Origin of the sequence: Methylobacterium sp. E-016 (assembly GCF_022829745.1) — a bacterium.
Lineage (GTDB): Bacteria > Pseudomonadota > Alphaproteobacteria > Rhizobiales > Beijerinckiaceae > Methylobacterium.
This window is the reverse complement of the sequence record NZ_JAKSYF010000156.1, coordinates 168,943-189,598: the sequence shown is the minus strand read 5'-3', so window position 1 is coordinate 189,598 and position 20,656 is coordinate 168,943. Positions and strand designations below refer to the sequence as shown.

The window sequence follows — 20,656 nt, the reverse complement described above, 5'->3', positions numbered from 1 at the left end:
CGGGGCAGCGGGTTTCTGGCGGAAGGACGTCGCGGGGGTCCCCGCTCAGCCCTTCATCATGCTGATGTCCTCGACCGCGATGGAGCCGCGGTTGCGGAAGAACACCACGAGGATGGCGAGCCCGATCGCGGCCTCGGCCGCGGCGACGGTCAGGACGAACAGGGCGAAGACCTGGCCGGTGATGTCGTTCAGGTAGGTCGAGAACGCGACGAAGTTGATGTTGACCGCGAGCAGGATCAGCTCGATCGACATCAGGATGACGATGACGTTCTTGCGGTTGATGAAGATCCCCAGCACGCCGAGCGTGAACAGGATCGCGGCGACCGTGAGGTAGTGGCTGAGGCCGATCATCGTGCTGTCTCCGCCCAAGTCTTCAGGGTCGCCCAAGCCGTCCGAGCCGCGGCCATCAGACCTCGACGCCCTGGCGCGAGGGCACCTTCCGGGTCTCGACCGCGTCCCCTTGGGTCCGCGCGTTCTGCAGGGCGATGTTCTGCCGCTTCACGCCGGGGCGGTCACGCAGGGTCAGCACGATGGCGCCGATCATCGCGACGAGCAGGATCAGGCCGGCGATCTGGAAGAAGTAGACGTATTCCGTGTACAGCACCCGGCCGAGGATCACCGTGTTGCTGGTGTGCTCGCCCGCCGCCACGTTGCCGAGCGGCGCCTGCACCAGGCCGGGATCGATCGTCCACGAGCCGACGACGAGCAGAAGCTCGATCAGGAACACCGCGCCGATCATCGCGCCGACCGGGAGATACTGCTGGAACCCCTGCCGGAGCTGGGCGAAATCCACGTCGAGCATCATCACGACGAACAGGAACAGCACCGCGACCGCGCCGACGTAGACCACGACCAGGATCATCGCCAGGAACTCGGCGCCCATCAGCACGAACAGGCCGGCCGCGTTGACGAAGGCCAGGATCAGGAACAGCACCGAGGCGATGGGATTGCGGGACGCGATCACCATGAAGCCCGAGGCGATGGTGAGGCCCGCGAACAGGTAGAAGAAGGCGGCGGCTGCGGTCATGCGCTTGTCGGGATCGGCCGCCGGAGCGGCCCCTTCTGCCTCATGAGAAAACGGTCCGCAAAAACGGTCCGGACCCGGCCGGCCGTCTATAGAACCCGCTCCCGCGCCGCACAACCCGCGGCGCCGGCGACGGGGCGGGGATGTCAGCGGTAGGGGGCGTCCATCGCGAGGTTTCGCGCGATCTCGCGCTCCCAGCGGTCGCCGTTCAGGAGAAGCTTCTCCTTGTCGTAGAGCAGCTCCTCGCGGGTCTCGACCGAGAACTCGAAGTTCGGCCCCTCGACGATGGCGTCGACCGGGCAGGCCTCCTGGCACATGCCGCAGTAGATGCACTTCACCATGTCGATGTCGTAGCGCGTGGTGCGGCGCGTGCCGTCGTTGCGGCGCGGGCCGGCCTCGATGGTGATCGCCTGCGCCGGGCAGATCGCCTCGCACAGCTTGCACGCGATGCAGCGCTCCTCCCCGTTCGGGTAGCGGCGAAGCGCGTGCTCGCCGCGGAAGCGCGGCCCGCGATGGCCCATCTCGAAGGGGTAGTTGATCGTCGCCTTCGGCTTGAAGAAATACTTCATCGCGAGGACGAACCCCGAGACGAACTCCTTCAGCAGAAGGCCCTTGGCGACCTGATCGAGCTTCATGCCGCGATCTCCGATTCCTGGGTGAGGCTCACGCACGACGTCACTCATGCACCTGGAGCGAGGCCGGTCAGCTTGAGCACGAAGGCGACGACGACGACCGAGGCGAGCGAAAGGGGCAGGAAAACCTTCCAGCCCAGCCGCATGAGCTGGTCGTAGCGGTAGCGCGGCACCATGGCCTTCACCATGGCGATCATGAAGAACAGGAAGCTGGCCTTGAGCGCGAACCAGATCAGCCCCGGCACCCAGGTGAAGGGCGCGAACGGGATCGGCGAGAGCCAGCCGCCGAGGAACAGCACCGTGCCGAGCGCGCACATGGTCATGATCGCCACGTACTCGCCGAGCATGAACAGTAGGTACGGCGTCGAGGAGTACTCGACCATGTAGCCGGCGACGAGCTCCGATTCGGCCTCGGGCAGGTCGAAGGGCGGACGGTTGGTCTCGGCGAGCGCCGAGATGAAGAACACGACGAACATCGGGAACAGCCACAGCCAGTACCAGCCGAGGATGCCGAGCGAGGTGTCCTGCGCGATGACGATCTTCGACAGGTTGAGCGAGCCGGCGCAGAGCAGCACGCAGATGATCACGAAGCCGAGCGAGACCTCGTAGGAGATCATCTGCGCCGCCGAGCGCAGCGCACCGAGGAAAGCGTATTTCGAGTTCGAGGCCCAGCCGCCCATCAGCACGCCGTAGACGCCCAGCGACGAGATCGCGAAGATGTAGGTCATGCCGACGTTGAGGTCGGCGAGCGCCCAGCCCTCCGCGAGCGGGATCACGGCCCAGGCCGCGAGCGCCAGCGTCGCGAAGACCAGGGGCGCCAGCAGGAACAGCGCCTTGTTGGCGCCGGCGGGAATCACCGGCTCCTTCAGCACGAACTTCAAGAGGTCGGCGAAGGACTGGAACAGGCCGAACGGGCCGACCACGTTCGGCCCGCGTCGCAGCTGCACCGCCGCCCAGATCTTGCGGTCGGCAAGCAGCGCGTAGGCGATGAAGACGAGCAGGCAGGCGAGCAGCAGGAAGCTCTTCAGCGCCAGCAGCAGCACGAGGCCCACGGTTTCCCAAGGTGTCATGGCGGCCCCTTACTCGGCGGCTTCGAGGGCGCGCCCGCGGGCGAGGCTCGAACATTCGGCGAGCACGCGCGAGGCGCGCGCGATCGGATTGGTGAGGTAGAAGTCGAGCACCGGCGAGGCGAAGGTCGCCTTCGCGACCTCGCCGCCGAGGCCGGCCAGGCGATCGACCGCCGCGACCGTGTCGCCCGGCTCGACGCTGCCGATGGCGGCCATGTGGGGGTGCTCGGCGTAGAGCGCCCGGCGCAGGGCCACCAGCGAATCGAAAGGCAGGCGGTGGCCGAGCACGTCCGAGAGCGCGCGCAGGATGGCCCAGTCCTCGCGGGCGTCGCCCGGCGGGAAGCCGGCGCGGTTGGCCTGCTGAACCCGGCCCTCGAGGTTGACGTAGGTCGCGCTCTTCTCGGTGTAGGCGGCGCCCGGCAGCACCACGTCGGCGCGGGAGGCGCCGCGGTCGCCGTGGGTCCCCTGGTAGATCACGAAGGCGCCGGCCCCGACCGTGCACTCGTCGGCACCGAGGTTGAACACCACGTCGAGGGCGCCGGGCGCGATCATGCCGGCGAAGTCGAGGCCGCCCTCCCCCGGCACGAAGCCCAGATCCAGCCCCCCGACGCGGGCGGCCGCGGTGTGCAGAACGCCGAAGCCGTTCCACGCCGGCGTGACGGCGCCGACGTCCTTGGCGAGCGCGGCGGCGGCGGCGAGCACCGCCGGGTCGGCGAGCGCCGCGGCACCGACGATCACCAGCGGACGCTCGGCGCCCTTCAGGACCTCGAGGAAGCTGTGCTCGCCCTTGGCCAAAGCCGTCAGCGTGTCGGTGCCGGCGCCGAGATAGGTGTGGGGATAGGTGAGGTCGGTGGCCTCGCCGATCAGGCCGACCGCGAGCGGCCCCATCCGCCAGCGCTTGCGGATGCGGACGTTGAGGAGCGACGCCTCGGTCCGCGGGTTGGCACCTACGAGCAGGATCGCGTCCGCCGCCTCGATGCCGGGGATCGTCGGGTTGAACACGTAGGCGGCGCGGCCCCAGGCCGGATCGAGCCGCTCGCCGCCCTGGCGGCAATCGCGGTTGGCGACGCCGAGCGCGGTCATCAGGCTCTTGAGCGCGTAGGTCTCCTCGACCCCGGCGAGATCGCCGACCAGCGCGCCGATGCGCTTGGGATCGGTGCCCTTCACCCTGGCCGCGATCGCGGCGAAGGCCTCGCCCCAGGAGGCGGGGCGCAGGCGGCCGTTCTCGCGCAGGTACGGCCGGTCGAGGCGCTGGACGCGCAGGCCGTCGACGGGGTGGCGGGTCTTGTCCGAGATCCACTCCTCGTTGATGTCCTCGTTGACCCGAGGCTCGATCTGCATGACCTCGCGGCCGCGGGCGTCGACGCGGATCGCCGAGCCGACCGCGTCCATCACGTCGACCGATTCGGTCTTCGACAGCTCCCACGGGCGGATGTTGTAGCTCTGCGGCTTGGGCACGAGGGCGCCGACCGGGCAGAGGTCGGCGACGTTGCCCTGCAGCTCCGAGCCCATCGCCTCCTCGAGGTAGCTCGTGATCTCCATGTCCTCGCCGCGGCCGATCGCGCCGAGATCCGGCACGCCGGCGACCTCGGCGAGGAAGCGGACGCAGCGGGTGCAGTGGATGCAGCGGTTCATCGCGGTCCGCACCAGCGGGCCGATGTACTTCTCCTCGACCGCGCGCTTGTTCTCGCCGTAGCGGGTCGAGTCGACGCCGTAGGCCATCGCCTGGTCCTGCAGATCGCAATGGCCGCCCTGGTCGCAGATCGGGCAATCGAGCGGGTGGTTGATGAGGAGGAACTCCATCACCCCCTCGCGCGCCTTCTTCGTCGTTCCAGAGCGCGTGAGGACCTCCGGCGGCTCGCCGTTCGGGCCGGGCCGGCAATCCTTGACCGCGTAGGCGCAGGAGGCCACCGGCTTGGGCGCGCCCTTCAGCTCGACCAGGCACATCCGGCAATTGCCGGCGATCGACAGCCGCTCGTGGAAGCAGAAGCGCGGGATCTCCGCGCCCGCCATCTCGCAGGCCTGCAGCAGGGTGAATTCGGCCGGAACATCGACCTCGATGCCGTCGACGAGGATTTTGGTCATGCGCGCTTCTCAGTGCGTCGTGTCGGCGAGATCGAGCCTGCGCTCGATCCGCTCGACCGGAAGTTCGAGACGGTCGATCCGGCGATGGACGCCCGCCAGATTCTCTTCGATGCGACGGAGGTACACGAGCCTCGGGTTGTCGGGCTGGTCGGTCATCGGCTTCACTCCGCGGCCATCGGCACCGCATCGGAATGCGGGTTGGCGCTGTAGCGGTCGATCCGCTTCTCGATCTCGGGGCGGAAATGGCGGATCAGGCCCTGGATCGGCCAGGCCGCCGCGTCGCCGAGCGCGCAGATCGTGTGACCCTCGATCTGCTTGGTGACGTCGAGCAGCATGTCGATCTCGCGCTTCTGAGCGCGGCCTTCCGCCATGCGCAGCATCACCCGCCACATCCAGCCGGTGCCCTCGCGGCAGGGCGTGCACTGCCCGCAGGACTCGTGCTTGTAGAAGTACGCGATGCGGGCGATCGCCTGGACGATGTCGGTCGAGCGGTCGAGCACGATCACCGCCGCCGTGCCGAGGCCGGAGCCGAGGTTGCGCAGGGTGTCGAAGTCCATTTTCGCGTCGATGATCTGCTCGGCCGGCACCAGCGGCACCGAGGAGCCGCCGGGGATCGAGCACAGCAGGTTGTCCCAGCCGCCGCGCATGCCGCCGCAATGCTTGTCGACGAGCTCGCGGAAGGTGATCCCGAGCTCCTCCTCGACGTTGCACGGCTTGTTGACGTGGCCGGAGACGCAGAACAGCTTGGTGCCGGTGTTGTTCTTGCCGCCCAAGCCCGCGAACCACGCGCCGCCGCGGCGCAGGATCGTGCCGGCGACCGCGATCGACTCGACATTGTTCACCGTCGTCGGGCAGCCGTAGAGGCCCATGTTGGCCGGGAACGGCGGCTTGAGGCGCGGCATCCCCTTCTTGCCCTCGAGGCTTTCCAGCAGCGCCGTCTCCTCGCCGCAGATGTAGGCCCCGGCGCCGTGGTGGACGTAGATGTCGAACGGGTAGCCGTGGACGTTGTCCTGCCCGACGAGCCGGGCGGCGTAGGCCTCGTCGACCGCCCGCTGCAGCGCGTGCTTCTCGGCGACGTACTCGCCGCGGATGTAGATGTAGCAGGCATGCGCCGCCATCGCGAACGAGGCCAGCATGCAGCCCTCGATCAGGAGGTGCGGATCGTGCCGCATGATCTCCCGGTCCTTGCAGGTGCCGGGCTCGGACTCGTCGGCGTTGACCACGAGGTAGTGCGGCCGCCCGTCCGACTTCTTGGGCATGAACGACCACTTGAGGCCGGTCGGGAAGCCGGCGCCGCCGCGGCCGCGCAGGCCCGAGGCCTTCATCTCGTCGATGATCCAGTCGCGGCCCATCTCGAGAAGGTATTTGGTGCCGTCCCACGCGCCGCGCTTCTGCGCGGCCTCGAGGCCCGGCGAGTGCAACCCGTACAGGTTGGTGAAGATACGATCCTGATCGGCCAGCATGGCTTTGGCTTTCCGTGTCTCAGGTGGCCGGGTCGGTCTTGGACGGCGCCGCGTCGGGCTTCGATGGCTCCGCGGCGGGCGCGTCCCCGCTCGCGCCCGAGGCTTCCGGCTGCGGCGGCACCGCGTCGCGCGGCAGGTCGGACTGCGCGCCCGCCTCGGCGCCGGCGGGCTCGCCCTCGAGGACGCGCTTGGCCGGCGAATCCAGGACGTCGGCGTCGGCCTTGTCGCCGGCCTTGGTCGGCGCATCGCCGTCCGCGGCGCGCTGGGCCGGGGCGTCGGCGGCCGGGCGCTCGACGGCGCGGCCGGCATCGGGCTTGGCGATCTTCGGCTCGCTCGCCGCGCGCGCCTCGGTCGAGGCGGCTTCGTCCTTGCCCCGGGCCTCCTCGCCCTCGGCCTTGCTCTTGTCCTCGAAGCGCTGGCGCCAGGCGCCGACGCGCGACCCGTCGAACAGCGTCGCGTCGGTCAGCGTCGCGGCGCCGCCCTGCGGCTCCGACGAGACGCGGCCGGTCTGCGAGCCGACCTTGACCGGACGGCCGGCGGCGAGGTCGTCCATCAGCCGGCCGAGGCTCTCGGGCGTCAGGTCCTCGTAGTAGTCCTGGTTGATCTGCACCATCGGCGCATTGCAGCAGGCACCGAGGCACTCGACCTCGAGCCAGGAGAAGTTGCCATCGGCGGACACGTGCCCCGGCGCGCCGAGGCGGGCGTGCAGCATGTCCTTCAGCTCACGCGCGCCGCAGGAATCGCACGGCACCGTGCCGCAGAGCTGGATCCAGAACCGGCCCACCGGCTCCAGCGCGAACATCGTGTAGAAGGTCGCGACCTCGAGCACGCGGATGTGCGGCATGCCGAGCTCGTCGGCCACCGCCTCGATTGCGCGGCGCGGCAGCCAGCCTCCGTTCTGCTCCTGCGCCTTCCACAGCAGGGGGATCACGGCGGAGGCCTGGCGGCCCTCCGGGTACTTCTCGATCTGGCCCTTGGCCCAGTCCGCGTTCTCCGGCGTGAACGCGAAGCTCTCGGGCTGCTCGGCGGCGGGGGCGAGCCTGCGGTTCGACATATCAGTTCTGGCCCTTCCAGCTCACCGGTCCACCTCGCCGAAGACGATGTCGAGCGTGCCGAGCACGCAGGACACGTCGGCGAGCAGGTGCCCGCGGCACATCCAGTCCATCGCCTGGAGGTGGGCGAAGCCCGGAGCGCGAATCTTGCAGCGATACGGCTTGTTGGTGCCGTCGGAGACGAGGTAGACGCCGAACTCGCCCTTAGGCGCCTCGACCGCGGCGTAGACCTCGCCGGCGGGCACGTGGAACCCTTCCGTGTAGAGCTTGAAGTGGTGGATGAGCGCTTCCATCGAGCGCTTCATCTCCCGGCGCGGCGGCGGCGCGAACTTGCCGTCGATCGAGGCGATCGGCCCCTGCCCCGCCGGCTCGCGCAGCTTGACGCAGCATTGCCGCATGATCTTCACGGATTCCCGCATCTCCTCCATGCGGATCACCTGGCGATCGTATGTGTCGCCGTTCTTCCCCACGGGGATGTCGAACTCCATCTCCTCGTAGCACTCGTAGGGCTGCGACTTGCGCAGGTCCCACGGGATGCCGGAGCCGCGCACCATCGGGCCGGAGAAGCCCCAGGCCATCGCCTCGTCCACCGAGACGATGCCGATGTCGACGTTGCGCTGCTTGAAGATGCGGTTGGACATGACGAGGTCGTCGAGGTCCTGCACTACCTGCAGGAACGGGTCGCAGAACGCCTCGATGTCGTCGATCAGCGCGGGCGGCAGGTCCTGGTGCACGCCGCCGGGACGGAAGTAGTTGGCATGGAGCCGGGCGCCCGAGGCCCGCTCGTAGAAGATCATCAGCTTCTCGCGCTCCTCGAAGCCCCAGAGCGGGGGCGTCAGCGCGCCGACATCCATCGCCTGCGTCGTGACGTTGAGGAGATGGGAGAGCAGCCGGCCGATCTCGCAGAACAGGGTGCGGATGAGCTGGGCCCGCCGCGGAACCTCGATGCCGGCGAGCTTCTCGATCGCCAGGCAGAAGGCGTGCTCCTGGTTCATCGGCGAGACGTAGTCGAGCCGGTCGAAATACGGCGTGACCTGGAGGTAGGTCTTGTACTCGATCAGCTTCTCGGTGCCGCGATGGAGCAGGCCGATATGCGGATCGACGCGCTCGACCACCTCGCCGTCGAGCTCCAGCACGAGGCGCAGCACGCCGTGCGCCGCCGGATGCTGCGGACCGAAATTGATCGCGAAGTTGCGGATGTTATGCTCGGTCATGCCTGAACTCCGGCGCTGCCGAAGGGCGAATAGCGAATAGCCAATAGCGAATAGGGGTTCGTCGTCATGATTGAGGCCCTACCTGCCGTCCGGCGATTTCTGAAGGGAGCGGATCAGCGCACGCACCATTTTGCCGAGGTCGTCGCAGCGCGCGAGCAGACCGGCGGCGGATGGCGCCTTCATGTGACCGACGCGGCTCGAGGGTATCACGTGGGTCTCGAGTTCCTTCAGCGATCCCTGTGCCACGCGCAGGAACTGGACGAACGCCCCCGGGGTCTCGCGGCCATGCCCTTCGGCGATGTTGGCCGCGATGGATGCGGCAGCGCGACGGATCTGTGACGTCAGGCCGAACGTCTCCTCACGCGGGAACGACCGCGTCTCACCGTAGCATGCTTCAGCCAGCGTCATTGCGTCCTGCCAAACCTTCAGATCCCGATAGGAGTTGATCGTCGCACGGTCCACGACCCACCCCCTATTCGCCACTCCCTATTCGCTATTCGCGCTCAAGCCGTCTTCTTCTCGTCGCCGGGAAGCACGTATTCGGTGCCCTCCCACGGCGACAGGAAGTCGAAGTTCCGGAATTCCTGGGTCAGCTTCACCGGCTCGTAGACCACCCGCGCCTCGTCCTGGTCGTAGCGGACCTCGACGAAGCCGGTGAGCGGGAAGTCCTTGCGCAGGGGGTGGCCCTCGAAGCCGTAATCGGTGAGCAGCCGGCGCAGGTCCGGGTGGCCCGAGAACAGGATGCCGTAGAGGTCGTAGGTCTCGCGCTCGTACCAGTTGGCCGCCGGGAACACCTCGATCACGGAAGGGACCGGCGTGACCTCGTCGGTGCGCACCTTGACCCGGATGCGGCAATTGTGGCGCAGGCTGAGCAGGTGGTAGACCACATCGAAGCGCTCGCCGCGGCTCGGATAGTCGGCGCCGCAGATGTCGATGAAGTTCCGGAAGGCGCAGGCCGGGTCGTCGCGCAGGAACGTCAGCGCGAAGACGATGTCCGAGGCCTGGACGATCAGCGTCAGCTCGCCGAGCGCGATGGCGCGCTCGACCACCGCCGGGCCGAGCGCCCCGGCGACGTGGTCCGACAGCGCCTGCAGCGCCGCGTCGCCAGAGACCGGCTGGGTGTGGGCGAGGATCGAGATGCCGTTGGTCATCGCGTCACCTCAGCGCTCGATCGTGCCGGTGCGGCGGATCTTCTTCTGCAGGAGCAGCACGCCGTAGAGCAGCGCTTCCGCCGTCGGCGGGCAGCCTGGAACGTAGATGTCGACCGGCACGACCCGGTCGCAGCCGCGCACCACCGAATACGAATAGTGGTAGTAGCCGCCGCCGTTGGCGCAGGACCCCATCGAGATCACGTAGCGCGGCTCCGGCATCTGGTCGTAGACCTTGCGCAGCGCCGGGGCCATCTTGTTGGTCAGCGTGCCGGCGACGATCATCACGTCGGACTGGCGGGGCGAACCGCGCGGGGCAAAGCCGAAGCGCTCGCAATCGTAGCGCGGCATCGACATCTGCATCATTTCGACGGCGCAGCAGGCCAGCCCGAACGTCATCCACATCAGCGAGCCGGTGCGGGCCCAGTTGATCAGGTCGTCGGTGGAGGTGATCAGGAACCCGCGGTCGGCGAGCTCGGCGCTGATCGTCAGAAAGGTCGGGTCGTCCGCGCCGATCGGACGTCCAGTGTTCGGGTCGACGAGCCCCTTGGCCTGCGGCGCGATCGCCGGGGCGCGGGACAGTTCGGGAGTGAAGGCCATGGATGCCTCAGGAGCGGACGGGCGGGGCGACGACGCGGGCTAATCCCATTCGAGGGCGCCCTTGCGCCACTCGTAGACGAAGCCGACGGTGAGGACCCCGAGGAAGGCCATCATCGACCACATGCCGAACCAGCCGAGATCCCCGAACGTGATGGCCCAGGGGAACAGGAAGGCGACTTCGAGGTCGAAGATGATGAACAGGATGGCGACGAGGTAGAACCGCACGTCGAACTTCATGCGGGCGTCGTCGAAGGCGTTGAAGCCGCACTCGTAGGCCGAGAGCTTTTCCGGATCCGGGCTCGAATAGGCCACCAGGAACGGGGCCACCAGGAGAGCCGCCGCGATGAACAGCGATACGCCGAGGAACACGATGAGCGGCAGGTAATCCGCCAGGAGACCGGTCATGCGACACCTCTCACGCGCTGGACTGCGCCGCCCTGAGTTTCACCGAACGGCGATATGGAATTGCTCCAATGCCAGAGTGCGCGCGGGCCGAGGCTTAGTCGAGCCGACCCGGTGAAACAAGCCGTTTGCGCGTCGCACAATCGCGGCTTGAGACAGACAGGTGGCGCTGTGTCAGGCCTTCGCCAACACGGCAGATCGGCGCAGGCCCGGCAAGGTCCGAGCCGGCCCGGCGGCACCGGGATCGGGCCATGCGGACAATCGCGCTCCGCGTGGCAAGCTCGCGCTTGACACTCCCTGCCCCCCCACATAAACCCCCGCTCGTCGCCGAGGCCCACCGGGCCTTCGAGCGGATGCGCCGTGCGGGCGTAGCTCAGTTGGTTAGAGTGCCGGCCTGTCACGCCGGAGGTCGCGGGTTCGAGTCCCGTCGCCCGCGCCACGTTTCCTCCCTCCCCATCCAGACCGAATCAGCCCTCCGGCTTCGTGCCGTCGAGGGCTTTCCGCGTTCGGCTCTAGCCCGGCAGAACAAGGGTCGCGCGCAGGCCGCCGAGGCCGGACCGGTCGAGCGTCAGGCCGCCGCCGTAGAGCTCGGCCAGCTCCAGGGTGATCGACAGGCCGAAGCCGTTGCCCGGCACGCTCTCGTCGAGCCGCTGCCCGCGGCGCAGGACGGACGCCGCCTCGGCCGGATCGAGGCCCGGCCCGTCGTCCTCGACGCGAATCGCCACCGCCCCCTCGGCCGGGGCCGCCGAGACGCGGACCTCGCCGCGGCACCACTGGCAGGCGTTGTCCATCAGGTTCCCGAGCATCTCGTCGAGGTCCTGCGCCTCGCATCCCACGGCCAACCCCTCGGCGAGGTTTGCCTGGATCCGCACGCCCTTGGCCGCATGCAGCCGCCCCAGCGTCGCGGCGAGGTCCCCGACAGGGCTCGCGAGGTCGATCCGGCCGCGGGCCGTGCCTTCCAGCGCCGCGGCGCGCGGCCGGCGCAGGTGGTGGCGGACCTGCCGATCCATCGAGCCGACGAGGTCGCTCAAGGTGCCGTCGGCGTCGCGGGCCGGGTCGGCGAGCGCCAGGGTCAGGGTGGCGAGCGGCGTCTTGAGGCCGTGGGCGAGGTTCGCGACATGGGTGCGGGCCCGCTCGAGGTTGGCCGCGTTCTGGTCCAGCAGCGCGTTGAGCTCGGCGACCAGCGGCCGGATCTCCGTCGGCTGCGCCACCGGCACCCGCTCGCGCCGCCCGGCACGCACCTCGGCGAGGTCCGCGCGCAGGCGCTGCAGCGGCGCGAGGCCGAGGCGCACCTGCGCCAGCACCCCGCCGATCAGGCAGAGGCCGAGCACCGCGAGCGCCAGCGCCAGCGTGGTCAGGGCCTCGCGCAGCGGCCCGCGCAACGCCGCGGCGGGCGCGGAGGCGGCGATGACGGTCGGCGCGCCGCCGTCCTCCGCCGGCAGCGTCAGGACGCGCAGGATCAGGCCGCGTCCGTTCGCATCGGTCGCGTCGGCGGGCTGCGGCCGCTCCGACCCGTCGTCGGGACGGGGGCCGGCCGGCACGGGCAGCACGTCGCTGCCGAGCGAGGCGGAGCGCAGGCGCGTCCCGCCGCGCCGCACCTGCCAGGCCCAGCCCGAGCCCGCGCGGTCGAAGGGCGGCGCGTCGAAGTCGCGGGCGAGGCGCGGACCGTCGGGGCCCTGCTCCAGCCCGGAGCGGATCGCCACGATCTGCGCGTCGAGCCGGCCGTCGATCTGCCCCCGCACGAAACGGTGGAGGATGAAGCCGATCGCGATGCCCGCCACGACCAGCGCGACGGTGACGAGGACGAAGGCGGCCGCGAGCAGGCGGCGCGCCAGCGAGCCCGTGCGCGGTGCGCCTACTAGCCGGGATTCGTGCGCCATCAGGCGGCGTCCGCGTGCAGGCGCCAGCCGTGGCCGCGCACCGCCTCGATCTGGGCCGGCGCGATCTTGCGGCGCAGGCGCGTGATGATGACCTCGACCGAGTTCGAGTCGACGTCGGCGTCGCCGTCATAGACCCGCTCGATCAGTTGCAGGCGGGGCACCACCGCGTCCTTGCGCAGCATCAGGCAGGACAGCACCCGCCATTCGAGCCCGGTGAGCTTCAGGGGCAGGCCGTCGCGCTCGAAGGCGCCCAGCCCGGGGTCGAAGCTCAGCGGCCCGCAGACGAGCCGGCTCGCGCCGCTGGCCTGGGCGCGGCGCACCAGCGCCCGCAGGCGGATCACCAGTTCCTCGGTGCGGAACGGCTTGACGAGATAGTCGTCGGCGCCGGCCTTGAAGCCCGCGACCTTGTCGCTCCAGCCGTCGCGGGCGGTGAGGATCAGCACCGGGAGCGTGCGCCCCGCGGCGCGCCACGCCTGCAGCACGGAGACGCCGTCGCGCTTGGGCAGGCCGAGGTCGAGCACCACCGCGTCGTAATCCTCGGTCTCGCCGAGATGCTGCGCGTCCTCGCCGTCGCGCGCGTGGTCGAGGGCGAAGCTTTCCGCGCGCAGGGCCTTCGCGATCTCGGCGCCGAGCGCGGCATCGTCCTCGACCAACAGGACTTTCATGGTTCTCGGCACCTTCGGGGAACGGGCGTCGGGGGTTAGGCCGGCTGGTTTAACCGGGGCTGAACCGCGCGGTTCAGGGTGGATTGGCGGGCCTCTCCTAGAACGCCGTCAACCCGAAAGGGCCCAACCGAACAGGTCACGTTTCATCATGAGCAACGAACAGGTCATCGACGGCACCGCCACCGAGGTTCGCCAGGCCGCCGCCGAGGGAGCCGCATCGAGACCCGCACGCCGCCTGCCCCGCCGCACCCTCGTCGTCGGGGCGATCGCCGCGCCGCTGGCGCTCGGCGCCGTCGGCCTCTCCCTGGCGCAGAACGGCGCGCCCTCGACCACGCCGATCGCCCCGGTGGCGATCTCGGCGCTGGTGCCGTCGGGCGGCATCGCCGCCAAGGGCGAGGTCGCCGAGATCTTCGGCAACAAGTTCGTGCTGCAGGACGGCACCGGGCGGGCGCTGGTCGAGACCGGGCGCCAGGGCGAAGACGGCAAGCTCGTCGCCAAGGGCGAGACCGTCACCGTGCAGGGGCGCTTCGAGAACGGGTTCCTGCACGCGGCGGTGCTGACCCACGGCGACGGCAACCGCGTGCTGCTCGGCCCGGCCGGCGGCCCGCCCCCCGGCACCCTCGACTGGGCGAAGGACAAGGTCGGGCTCGGGCCCAACCCCGACGTGCCGGCGCTGACCGCCTCGGTGCAGGCGGCCGGCTACTCGGACGTCCGCGTCACCGGCCGCGGCCCGCGCCACCTCGAGGTCGCCGCCAAGGGCCAGGACGGGCGCGAGCGCCAGCTCCATGTCGGCTTCGACGGTCAGATCCGCGAGAAGCGCGTGTTCTGAGGTCGTCGGCCGCGCCGCCGATCCGGCGGCGCGGCACGATCCTCGCCTCGACGGGCCCGGCGCGATGCAACCGATCCCGCCCTGCCGCGTCTTGGCGAGAGACGGACCGCACGCGAGACACCCGCAAGGAGCCTGCCCCAGATGGAACCGATGAAGCCGATGGAACCGATGAAGCCCATGGAACCCATGAAGCCGATGAAGGGCATGGAGCCCTGGTGGCCGGAGGACCTCGGCCAGCCCTCGACCAGCGGGGCGCAGAACGGGATGAAGTACGCCTTCTTCCCCGAGAAGCACCGCCTGCTGATCGAGCAGGACGGCAAGACCACGACCTACGACAGCGGCGACCACAAGATCGGCGGCGTCTCGCAGCAGGACGGCGGATCCAAGTCGCTGACCTTCACCAGCCAGAACGGCGACGTCGACCTCGGCTCGCTGAAGAAGGTCGATTGATCGCGGGCGGGCGGGCTTCGGCCCGCCTGCGTGGACAGCCCGGCGCCGGGCCTCTATGCGCTCGGCCCACATGAACGTGCGCTTCACAGAGAGAACCGCGCCGGGCGCCTTTCCCTGCCCCCCTGCTCCGCAGGGTACCCTTCCCCGCAAAGGGGAGAGGGAGAGGTGCGTTCCGCCGATCCCGAGGACACCCCGTTGCGCACGCTGATCGATCTCGTGCGCGCGATGCGGGCCCGCGACCGGCGCCGGCTCGCGCTGATCGCCCTGGGGCTGGCCGGCGCAGGGCTGCTCGAGGTGGTCGGCGTCGCCTCGGTGATCCCGTTCCTGACGCTGGTCGGCGATCCCGCGGCCGCCACCCGCCTGCCCTACCTCGCGCAGATCCGCGACACGCTCGGGCTGTCGGACGACCGCAGCTTCCTGATCGCGGCCGGGATGGCGGCGCTGCTCGCGATCCTCGTGACCGCGGTGGTCAACGCCGCGCTGACCTACGCGCAGCTCTTGTTCACCCATCTCACCGGCTACGGCTTCGCCCGACGGCTGCTGTTCCGCTACCTCGCCCGCGAAAAGCTGTTCTTCACCCAGGGCAACAGCGCGGAGCTTGCCAAGAACGTGCTCTCGGAGACCGACCGCCTGGTCGTCGGCGTGCTGACGCCGGCCACCGTCGTCGCCTCCCGCGCGATCTCGGCCCTCGCGGTGATCGGCTTCCTGCTGGTCTACGCGCCGCGCCTGGCGCTGATCCTCGGCGGCGGCTTCGGCGGGCTCTACGTCGGCATCTACCTAGTGATGCGCGCGCGCCTCGCCTCGCTCGGCGCCCGCTCGGTCGCCGACAACGCCCAGCGCTACCGCGTGGTGCAGGAGACCCTGGGCGCGCTCACCGAGCTCAAGCTCTACGGCCGGGCGGACGCCTTCGCCGGCAAATTCGACGCCCCGGCCCGCGCCTATGCCAAGGCCACCGCCGAGAGCCTGCTGACGGGGCAGATGCCGCGCTTCGTCATCGAGGCCCTGGCCTTCGGCGGCGTCATCGTGGTGGTGCTGTTCGCCCTCGCCCAGGGGCTCGACACCGCCGGCATCCTGCCGCTGCTCGGGCTGTTCGCCTTCGCCGGATACCGGATGCTGCCGGCCTTCCAGAACATCTTCAACTCGCTGGCTCTGCTGCGCTTCTACCTGCCGGCGGTGCGGGTGATCGTCGACGACCTCGACGGCGAGAGCGAGAGTTCGCCGCGGACCGACGCACGGCTGCCGTTCCGCGACGCGATCCGCCTGGAGCGGGTCGGCTTCGCCTACGCGCCCGGGCGGGCGGCGCTCGCGGACGTGAGCCTGACGATCCGGGCCAACACCACCGTCGGCCTCGTCGGGCGCACCGGCTCGGGCAAGTCGACCCTGGTCGGCCTGATCCTCGGCATCCTGCCGCCGGATGCCGGCCGCATCACCGTCGACGGCACGCCCTTGGATTCACAGGCCCTGCCGGCCTGGCAGAACCGGATCGGCTACGTCCCGCAGGACGTGTTCCTCGTGGACGGGACGGTGGCCGAGAACATCGCGCTGGGCCTCGAGCCGGTCGACCGCGCGGCGGTGGAGCGGGCGGCGCGGCTCGCCGGCGCGCACGACTTCGTCGCCGCCCTGCCCGAGGGCTACGACGCCCGCGTCGGCGAGCGCGGCGCGCGCCTCTCCGGCGGCCAGCGCCAGCGCATCGGCATCGCCCGCGCGCTCTACCACGACCCCGACGTGATCGTGTTCGACGAGGCGACCTCGGCGCTGGACGGCGAGACCGAGGGCGCGGTGATGGCCGCGCTCGACGCGCTCGCCGGCCAGCGCACGCTGATCATGATCGCCCACCGCCTCACCAGCCTGGAAGCGGCCGACACGGTCCACGTGCTCGACGGCGGCCGCCTCGTGGCGTCGGGCCCGCTTCACGCGGTGACGCAGCATGTCGGGGCGGCCGCGTGAGCCGGGCGCCGACGAACCCACCCCGATCCGGAGCCGATGCCCCATGCCCGATCCGATCCACCTGAAGGCCGCCGACGGCACCACCGCGACCCTGACGCTCGCCGGCGCCGAGCCGGTGTCGTGGCGGGTGGGCGGCACCGAATACCTCTGGAGCGGCGATCCTGAGCACTGGAACCGGCACGCGCCCTGGCTCTTCCCGGTGGTCGGCGCCTCCGCCGGCGGGATGGTCCGGGTCGACGGCCGGACCTATCCAATGGCCCAGCACGGCTTCGCCCGCGACCTGCCCTTCGCGGTGGTGGAGCGGACGGACGAGGCCGTCACCCTGCGCCTGACCGAAACGGCCGAGACGCTGGCGCACTATCCCTTCCGCTTCCGCCTCGACATCACCGCGCGGGTGCGCCCCGCCGGGCTCGACTTCGCCATCGCGGTCCACAATCCGGGCGAGACCGCCCTGCCCTATGGGCTCGGCTTCCACCCGGCCTTCCCCTGGCCGTTCGCGGGCGGGACGCGCGCGGCCGGCGGCGGCTACGCGGTCGCGTTTGAGCGGGCCGAGCGCGCCAGCGTCCCCGAGGTCGGCCCCGGCGGCCTGCTGCTGCGCGAGGAGCGCCCGATCCGCCTCGAGGGCAACGTCCTGCCCCTCGATCCGGCGCTCTTCACCGAGGCGCTGGTGTTCCGCGACGCGCTGAGCCGCACGATGCGATTCACCGGGCCGGGCGGGCGGGCGATCCGGATGGCGGTCGAGGATTTTCCGCACCTCGCCGTGTGGACGAAGCCGACCGCGCCGTTCCTGTCGCTCGAAGCCTGGACCGGGCATGCCGACTGGGCCGGATTCTCGGGCGAACTCGCCGAGCGCGATGCGCAGCGCCTGCTGGCGCCCGGCGCCACCGCCGATCACGGCATCCGCCTCACCCTGGAGGGGTGAGGCCGTGCGGGTCTGGGTGGCGCGGCCGGAGCCCGGCGCCGCACGCACCGGCGAACGCCTGGCGGCGCTCGGCCACCTGCCCCTGGTGGCGCCGGTGCTGGTGGTGCGCCCCACCGGCGCAGCCCTGCCGCCGGGCCCGTTCGACGGGCTGATCCTCACCAGCGCGAACGCCCTCGACGCGCTGCTCGCGACGACCGAGGCGGCCACCCTGCGCGGAATCCCGGTCTTCGCCGTCGGCCCGCGGACGGCGGCGCTCGCCGAAGCGCGGCTCGGCGCGGTGACGGCGGGGACGGGCGACGCCGCCGCGCTCGCAGCGATCGTGCAGGGATCCGTCGCGCCGGGGGCATCCCTGCTCCACGTGGCCGGCGCGGAGCGCAAGGCGGAACCCGCCGCCCGGCTGACGGCCGCCGGCTACCGGATCGCGACGCACGTCGCCTACGCGGCCGAGGCGGTGGCGCACCTGCCGGACCCGGTCTTCGCGGCCTTCGCCGCCGTCCCCGGAGGGCTCGACGCCGCCCTGCACTATTCCCGCCGCAGCGCGCGCGTGGCGCATCGATTGTCGGAAGCGGCCGGACACGGCGGAGCTTTCCGCGCGTTGAGGCATTACTGCCTGTCGGACGACGTGGCCGCAGCCCTGGACCAAGCCGGGGTCGCGGCCCATTTCGTCGCTGGGCGACCGCGCGAGGACGACCTCCTCGCCGGCCTGTCCTAACATCGCCGCGCCGCCGTCAGATCGGGTCTCGCCCGGGCGGAAGCGGCGGTGATAGGTAGGCGCCGCCCGCACCGGCGCGGGTCGTGAGGAACGTTAGGATCGGGGCGCGCGGCACAGCCGCCGCGCCCGGGACGTCGAGACGGGAGAGACAACGGCCGTGAAGCCACCATCCAACGACGCCGACCGTCCGAATTCCGGCTCCCAGGCTCCGGGTGCCGCGAAGAACGGTGCCCCGAGCTCGACCGCCCCCCAGACCCAGGGCGGCAAGCCCGGAACGGCGTCGACGCCGCAGGGCCGTCCGCCCGAGACCCTGCCGCCGGGCGTCCACGTCAAGTCGGAGCCGGCCAAATCCGAGACCGGCAAGCCCGATACGGCCAAGAACGATACGGCCAAGCCCGACACCATCAAGCCCGATACGGCCAAGGCCGCCGTTCCGTCGTCCTCGGCCCAGGCGCCGAAGCCGGAGGCCGGCCGCGCCGATCCTCCGATCACCGCCGGGCCGACGAAAGCCGAGCCCGGCCGCCCGGCCCAGCCCTCCGCCGATCCGGCGAAGCTCGACGCCAGGCCTGCCGGCGGGGCGGGCGCCGCCTCTGCAGCGTTCCCGAGCAAGCCCGCGACAGAGGCGGCCAAGCCCGGGATCGCCGGCGCGCCGGGCGGCCCGTCCGCGGCGAAGGAGGTGGGGAAAGCCGAGCCGGGCAAGCCGGACCCGGCGAAGCCCGAGTTCGGCCGGTCCGGGGCCGGTACCGCCGCCGAGCCGCCGAGATCCGCCAGCGGCGCCACGGCGGGCGGGCCGCGGCCCTCCGGCGCCCTCACCGATGGACCGATCATCGACCTCAAGGCCAAGCGCGTCGAGGACGCCGGGGCGAACAAGGGCGACGTCCGCGGCGACGCCAAGGCCGCCGCGGCGGGAGCCGCGGGGGTCGCGGCCGGCATGGCGGCGTCCGGTCCCAAGCCTGCTTCCGACGGCAAGGCAGCGTCCGACGCCAAGGCCGGCGCCAAGCCGGCGGGCTCCGGCAGCACCCCGCCGCGGGTCGGCCCGGCCGAGGCGCCCGCCGCCCGCGGGCCGGGCTTCGGCTCGGTGGCGACCGCCGGACTTCTCGGCGGCGTGATCGGCGCCGGCCTGCTCTTCGCGGTGGAGCGCGCCGGCATCCTCGGCAATGCCGGCGACGACGCCCGCCTGAACGCCCTCGACCAGCGCATCTCCGGCCAGCTCACCGGCCTCGACCAGCGCATGGCATCGTTGAGCCCACGCGACGCGGTCGCCGCCCTCGACAAGCGCGTCGCCGCCAACGAGGCGACGCTGAAGCCGCTGCCCGACGCGGTGAAGGCGGCGGAGGCCGCGGCCAGGCAGGCGCTGGACCGTGCCTCCGGCGCGACGGCCGCGCCCGCCGAGGGCCAGGGCACGACCCCGGCGGCGGCCGCCCAGGCCGCTCTTCCGGCCGACATCGCCGCCCGGCTCGACAGCCTGGACCAGCGCGTCTCCGCCCTGCAGGAGGAGCCGGGCCGCGACCAGGCTGGCGATTCCCGCCTCGGGGTGGCCCAGGCCGGCGGCGACCCCAAGCAGATCGCCGCCCTCGACGGGCGCGTGAAGGCGCTTGAGGACAAGGCACCCGACAAGGCGGCGCGCGCGCCGGCCGTCGACCTCGCGCCGAAGCTCGCCACGCTCCAGGGCGAGGTCGAGGCGCGCACCAAGGCGAACGCCGAGGCCGACCAGGCCCTCGGCCAGCGCCTCGATGCCCTGCAGAAGACCCTCGACGAGCGGGTGAAGGCCGCGACCGAGGCGGTGCAGACGGCAACGCAGGCGAGCCGCGAGGCGGCCGAGGCCGGCAGGAGCACGGCCGAGTCGGCGACCAAGGCCCTCGACCGGCGCCTGCAGGATCAGGCCGACAAGATCGCCACCCTCGACAAGGCGGTGGCGCTTCGGGCCGAGGCCAGCACCGTCCAGGCCGCGTTGAAGGTCGTCACCGCCGACCGGATCGCCGCCGCGCTGGAGGCCGGCGTCCCGTATGCCGAGCCGCTGGCGACCCTGCGCAAGCTCGAGACCGGCGACGCGAGCCGCGTCGACGCCCTGGCGCCGTTCGCCGACAAGGGCGCGCCGACCGCGGACCAGCTCGCCGCCGCGTTCCGCCCGATCGCCGACAAGGTCGCCGCCGCGCGCAAGGCCGCCGCCGCCAAGGAGGTCGCCGCCAACGGCGACCTCAAGAGCCGCTTCCTCAGCATCGCGGACTCGATCGTGCAGGTCCGCAAGGTCGATGCGCCGCCGGCCGCCGAGGAGGCTGCCGCCAGCGATCCGACGGCGAAGGTGCAGGCGGCCCTCGACCGCGGCGCGCTGATCGAGGCGTCGCAGGCCTACGAGGCGATGCCGCAGGATCTGAAGGCGCAGGCCGGCGATTTCGGCGCGACGCTGAAGGCGCGGGCCCAGGCGGCCCAGGCGGCCCAGGCGCTGCTCTCCGACGCGTTCAAGGGTCTGCCGACGACCGCGCCGACCGCCAAGCCGTGATCGCCCCCCAGAGGTGATCGCAGAGACACGCCATCCTACGGGGGCGGCCATCGCCCCCGCCCAC

At 71.2% G+C, this 20,656-nt stretch carries 20 protein-coding genes, 1 tRNA gene and 1 pseudogene; 7 read left to right on the top strand and 15 right to left on the bottom strand.

Annotation, left to right across the window (positions count from 1 at the left end; genetic code table 11):
- Positions 1 to 45 precede the first annotated feature (45 nt).
- The 13 genes and pseudogenes from nuoK to MKK68_RS23905 all read right to left on the bottom strand — a co-directional run bounded on the left by nuoK (position 46) and on the right by MKK68_RS23905 (position 10,690).
- Positions 46 to 351: an NADH-quinone oxidoreductase subunit NuoK gene (nuoK, locus tag MKK68_RS23965; RefSeq protein WP_147726106.1), complete on the bottom strand. Its 306-nt coding sequence runs from the start codon at positions 349 to 351 to the stop codon at positions 46 to 48.
- 55 nt (positions 352 to 406) lie between these two features.
- A complete protein-coding gene (locus tag MKK68_RS23960) occupies positions 407 to 1,027 on the bottom strand; it encodes an NADH-quinone oxidoreductase subunit J (RefSeq protein WP_147726107.1) in 621 nt (206 codons plus the stop codon).
- 143 nt (positions 1,028 to 1,170) lie between these two features.
- Complete coding sequence (nuoI, locus tag MKK68_RS23955) at positions 1,171 to 1,659, bottom strand: NADH-quinone oxidoreductase subunit NuoI (protein ID WP_147726108.1); 489 nt, start codon at positions 1,657 to 1,659, stop codon at positions 1,171 to 1,173.
- A gap of 44 nt (positions 1,660 to 1,703) precedes the next feature.
- On the bottom strand, positions 1,704 to 2,726 hold the full coding sequence (gene nuoH / locus MKK68_RS23950) for an NADH-quinone oxidoreductase subunit NuoH (RefSeq protein WP_147726109.1): 1,023 nt from the start codon (positions 2,724 to 2,726) through the stop codon (positions 1,704 to 1,706).
- A gap of 9 nt (positions 2,727 to 2,735) precedes the next feature.
- On the bottom strand, positions 2,736 to 4,808 hold the full coding sequence (gene nuoG, locus MKK68_RS23945) for an NADH-quinone oxidoreductase subunit NuoG (protein ID WP_244033111.1): 2,073 nt from the start codon (positions 4,806 to 4,808) through the stop codon (positions 2,736 to 2,738).
- A 9-nt stretch (positions 4,809 to 4,817) separates the two neighbouring features.
- Entirely contained in the window at positions 4,818 to 4,964 is a 147-nt protein-coding gene (locus tag MKK68_RS23940) for a hypothetical protein (RefSeq protein WP_187275489.1), read from the bottom strand.
- A gap of 5 nt (positions 4,965 to 4,969) precedes the next feature.
- The gene (gene nuoF / locus MKK68_RS23935) at positions 4,970 to 6,271 is read right to left on the bottom strand and encodes an NADH-quinone oxidoreductase subunit NuoF (protein WP_244033110.1); all 1,302 of its coding nucleotides are present in this window, start codon (positions 6,269 to 6,271) and stop codon (positions 4,970 to 4,972) included.
- Positions 6,272 to 6,338: 67 nt separating this feature from the next.
- Positions 6,339 to 7,325: pseudogene (nuoE, locus tag MKK68_RS23930) on the bottom strand (NADH-quinone oxidoreductase subunit NuoE); the annotation flags it as partial.
- Between the two features lie 21 nt (positions 7,326 to 7,346).
- Entirely contained in the window at positions 7,347 to 8,537 is a 1,191-nt protein-coding gene (locus MKK68_RS23925) for an NADH-quinone oxidoreductase subunit D (RefSeq protein ID WP_147728467.1), read from the bottom strand.
- A gap of 78 nt (positions 8,538 to 8,615) precedes the next feature.
- Complete coding sequence (locus MKK68_RS23920; RefSeq protein WP_244033139.1) at positions 8,616 to 8,945, bottom strand: four helix bundle protein; 330 nt, start codon at positions 8,943 to 8,945, stop codon at positions 8,616 to 8,618.
- A gap of 95 nt (positions 8,946 to 9,040) precedes the next feature.
- The gene (locus tag MKK68_RS23915; protein ID WP_244033108.1) at positions 9,041 to 9,688 is read right to left on the bottom strand and encodes an NADH-quinone oxidoreductase subunit C; all 648 of its coding nucleotides are present in this window, start codon (positions 9,686 to 9,688) and stop codon (positions 9,041 to 9,043) included.
- Between the two features lie 9 nt (positions 9,689 to 9,697).
- Complete coding sequence (locus MKK68_RS23910; protein ID WP_147728470.1) at positions 9,698 to 10,285, bottom strand: NuoB/complex I 20 kDa subunit family protein; 588 nt, start codon at positions 10,283 to 10,285, stop codon at positions 9,698 to 9,700.
- Between the two features lie 39 nt (positions 10,286 to 10,324).
- Positions 10,325 to 10,690, bottom strand: a complete 366-nt coding sequence (locus tag MKK68_RS23905) for an NADH-quinone oxidoreductase subunit A (protein ID WP_147728471.1) — start codon at positions 10,688 to 10,690, stop codon at positions 10,325 to 10,327.
- Between the two features lie 359 nt (positions 10,691 to 11,049).
- Between MKK68_RS23905 and MKK68_RS23900 the strand changes: the two genes are divergently transcribed.
- A tRNA-Asp gene (locus MKK68_RS23900) sits at positions 11,050 to 11,126 on the top strand.
- A 73-nt stretch (positions 11,127 to 11,199) separates the two neighbouring features.
- On the opposite strand, the gene MKK68_RS23895 is transcribed toward MKK68_RS23900, so the two are convergent.
- Both MKK68_RS23895 and MKK68_RS23890 read right to left on the bottom strand, forming a co-directional pair.
- Positions 11,200 to 12,567: a sensor histidine kinase gene (locus MKK68_RS23895; protein ID WP_244033107.1), complete on the bottom strand. Its 1,368-nt coding sequence runs from the start codon at positions 12,565 to 12,567 to the stop codon at positions 11,200 to 11,202.
- Positions 12,567 to 13,232 (bottom strand): response regulator transcription factor, encoded by a 666-nt coding sequence (locus MKK68_RS23890; RefSeq protein WP_147729022.1) that lies wholly within the window; start codon positions 13,230 to 13,232, stop codon positions 12,567 to 12,569. The genes MKK68_RS23895 and MKK68_RS23890 overlap by 1 nt, the downstream gene beginning before the upstream one ends.
- 148 nt (positions 13,233 to 13,380) lie before the next feature.
- Here MKK68_RS23890 and MKK68_RS23885 point away from each other — a divergent pair, with 148 nt between their 5' ends.
- The 6 genes from MKK68_RS23885 (at position 13,381) to MKK68_RS23860 (ending at position 20,592) form a co-directional block, all read left to right on the top strand.
- Complete coding sequence (locus tag MKK68_RS23885; RefSeq protein WP_244033106.1) at positions 13,381 to 14,061, top strand: DNA-binding protein; 681 nt, start codon at positions 13,381 to 13,383, stop codon at positions 14,059 to 14,061.
- Positions 14,062 to 14,238: 177 nt separating this feature from the next.
- Complete coding sequence (locus tag MKK68_RS23880; protein WP_313898894.1) at positions 14,239 to 14,511, top strand: hypothetical protein; 273 nt, start codon at positions 14,239 to 14,241, stop codon at positions 14,509 to 14,511.
- Between the two features lie 195 nt (positions 14,512 to 14,706).
- Entirely contained in the window at positions 14,707 to 16,458 is a 1,752-nt protein-coding gene (locus MKK68_RS23875) for an ABC transporter ATP-binding protein (RefSeq protein WP_244033138.1), read from the top strand.
- A 43-nt stretch (positions 16,459 to 16,501) separates the two neighbouring features.
- Positions 16,502 to 17,380 (top strand): aldose 1-epimerase family protein, encoded by an 879-nt coding sequence (locus MKK68_RS23870; RefSeq protein WP_244033105.1) that lies wholly within the window; start codon positions 16,502 to 16,504, stop codon positions 17,378 to 17,380.
- Positions 17,381 to 17,384: 4 nt separating this feature from the next.
- A complete protein-coding gene (locus tag MKK68_RS23865) occupies positions 17,385 to 18,092 on the top strand; it encodes a uroporphyrinogen-III synthase (protein ID WP_147844693.1) in 708 nt (235 codons plus the stop codon).
- Positions 18,093 to 18,249: 157 nt separating this feature from the next.
- The gene (locus MKK68_RS23860; RefSeq protein ID WP_244033104.1) at positions 18,250 to 20,592 is read left to right on the top strand and encodes a translation initiation factor 2; all 2,343 of its coding nucleotides are present in this window, start codon (positions 18,250 to 18,252) and stop codon (positions 20,590 to 20,592) included.
- The last annotated feature ends 64 nt before the right edge of the window (positions 20,593 to 20,656 follow it).

Excerpts from the sequence above, each read along its gene's own strand:
- nuoK (WP_147726106.1), bottom strand. The coding sequence starts at position 351 with ATGATCGGCCTCAGCCACTACCTCACGGTCGCCGCGATCCTGTTCACG.
- MKK68_RS23960 (WP_147726107.1), bottom strand. The coding sequence starts at position 1,027 with ATGACCGCAGCCGCCGCCTTCTTCTACCTGTTCGCGGGCCTCACCATC.
- nuoI (WP_147726108.1), bottom strand. The coding sequence starts at position 1,659 with ATGAAGCTCGATCAGGTCGCCAAGGGCCTTCTGCTGAAGGAGTTCGTC.
- nuoH (WP_147726109.1), bottom strand. The coding sequence starts at position 2,726 with ATGACACCTTGGGAAACCGTGGGCCTCGTGCTGCTGCTGGCGCTGAAG.
- nuoG (WP_244033111.1), bottom strand. The coding sequence starts at position 4,808 with ATGACCAAAATCCTCGTCGACGGCATCGAGGTCGATGTTCCGGCCGAA.
- MKK68_RS23940 (WP_187275489.1), bottom strand. The coding sequence starts at position 4,964 with ATGACCGACCAGCCCGACAACCCGAGGCTCGTGTACCTCCGTCGCATC.
- nuoF (WP_244033110.1), bottom strand. The coding sequence starts at position 6,271 with ATGCTGGCCGATCAGGATCGTATCTTCACCAACCTGTACGGGTTGCAC.
- MKK68_RS23925 (WP_147728467.1), bottom strand. The coding sequence starts at position 8,537 with ATGACCGAGCATAACATCCGCAACTTCGCGATCAATTTCGGTCCGCAG.
- MKK68_RS23920 (WP_244033139.1), bottom strand. The coding sequence starts at position 8,945 with ATGACGCTGGCTGAAGCATGCTACGGTGAGACGCGGTCGTTCCCGCGT.
- MKK68_RS23915 (WP_244033108.1), bottom strand. The coding sequence starts at position 9,688 with ATGACCAACGGCATCTCGATCCTCGCCCACACCCAGCCGGTCTCTGGC.
- MKK68_RS23910 (WP_147728470.1), bottom strand. The coding sequence starts at position 10,285 with ATGGCCTTCACTCCCGAACTGTCCCGCGCCCCGGCGATCGCGCCGCAG.
- MKK68_RS23905 (WP_147728471.1), bottom strand. The coding sequence starts at position 10,690 with ATGACCGGTCTCCTGGCGGATTACCTGCCGCTCATCGTGTTCCTCGGC.
- MKK68_RS23895 (WP_244033107.1), bottom strand. The coding sequence starts at position 12,567 with ATGGCGCACGAATCCCGGCTAGTAGGCGCACCGCGCACGGGCTCGCTG.
- MKK68_RS23890 (WP_147729022.1), bottom strand. The coding sequence starts at position 13,232 with ATGAAAGTCCTGTTGGTCGAGGACGATGCCGCGCTCGGCGCCGAGATC.
- MKK68_RS23885 (WP_244033106.1), top strand. The coding sequence starts at position 13,381 with ATGAGCAACGAACAGGTCATCGACGGCACCGCCACCGAGGTTCGCCAG.
- MKK68_RS23880 (WP_313898894.1), top strand. The coding sequence starts at position 14,239 with ATGGAACCCATGAAGCCGATGAAGGGCATGGAGCCCTGGTGGCCGGAG.
- MKK68_RS23870 (WP_244033105.1), top strand. The coding sequence starts at position 16,502 with ATGCCCGATCCGATCCACCTGAAGGCCGCCGACGGCACCACCGCGACC.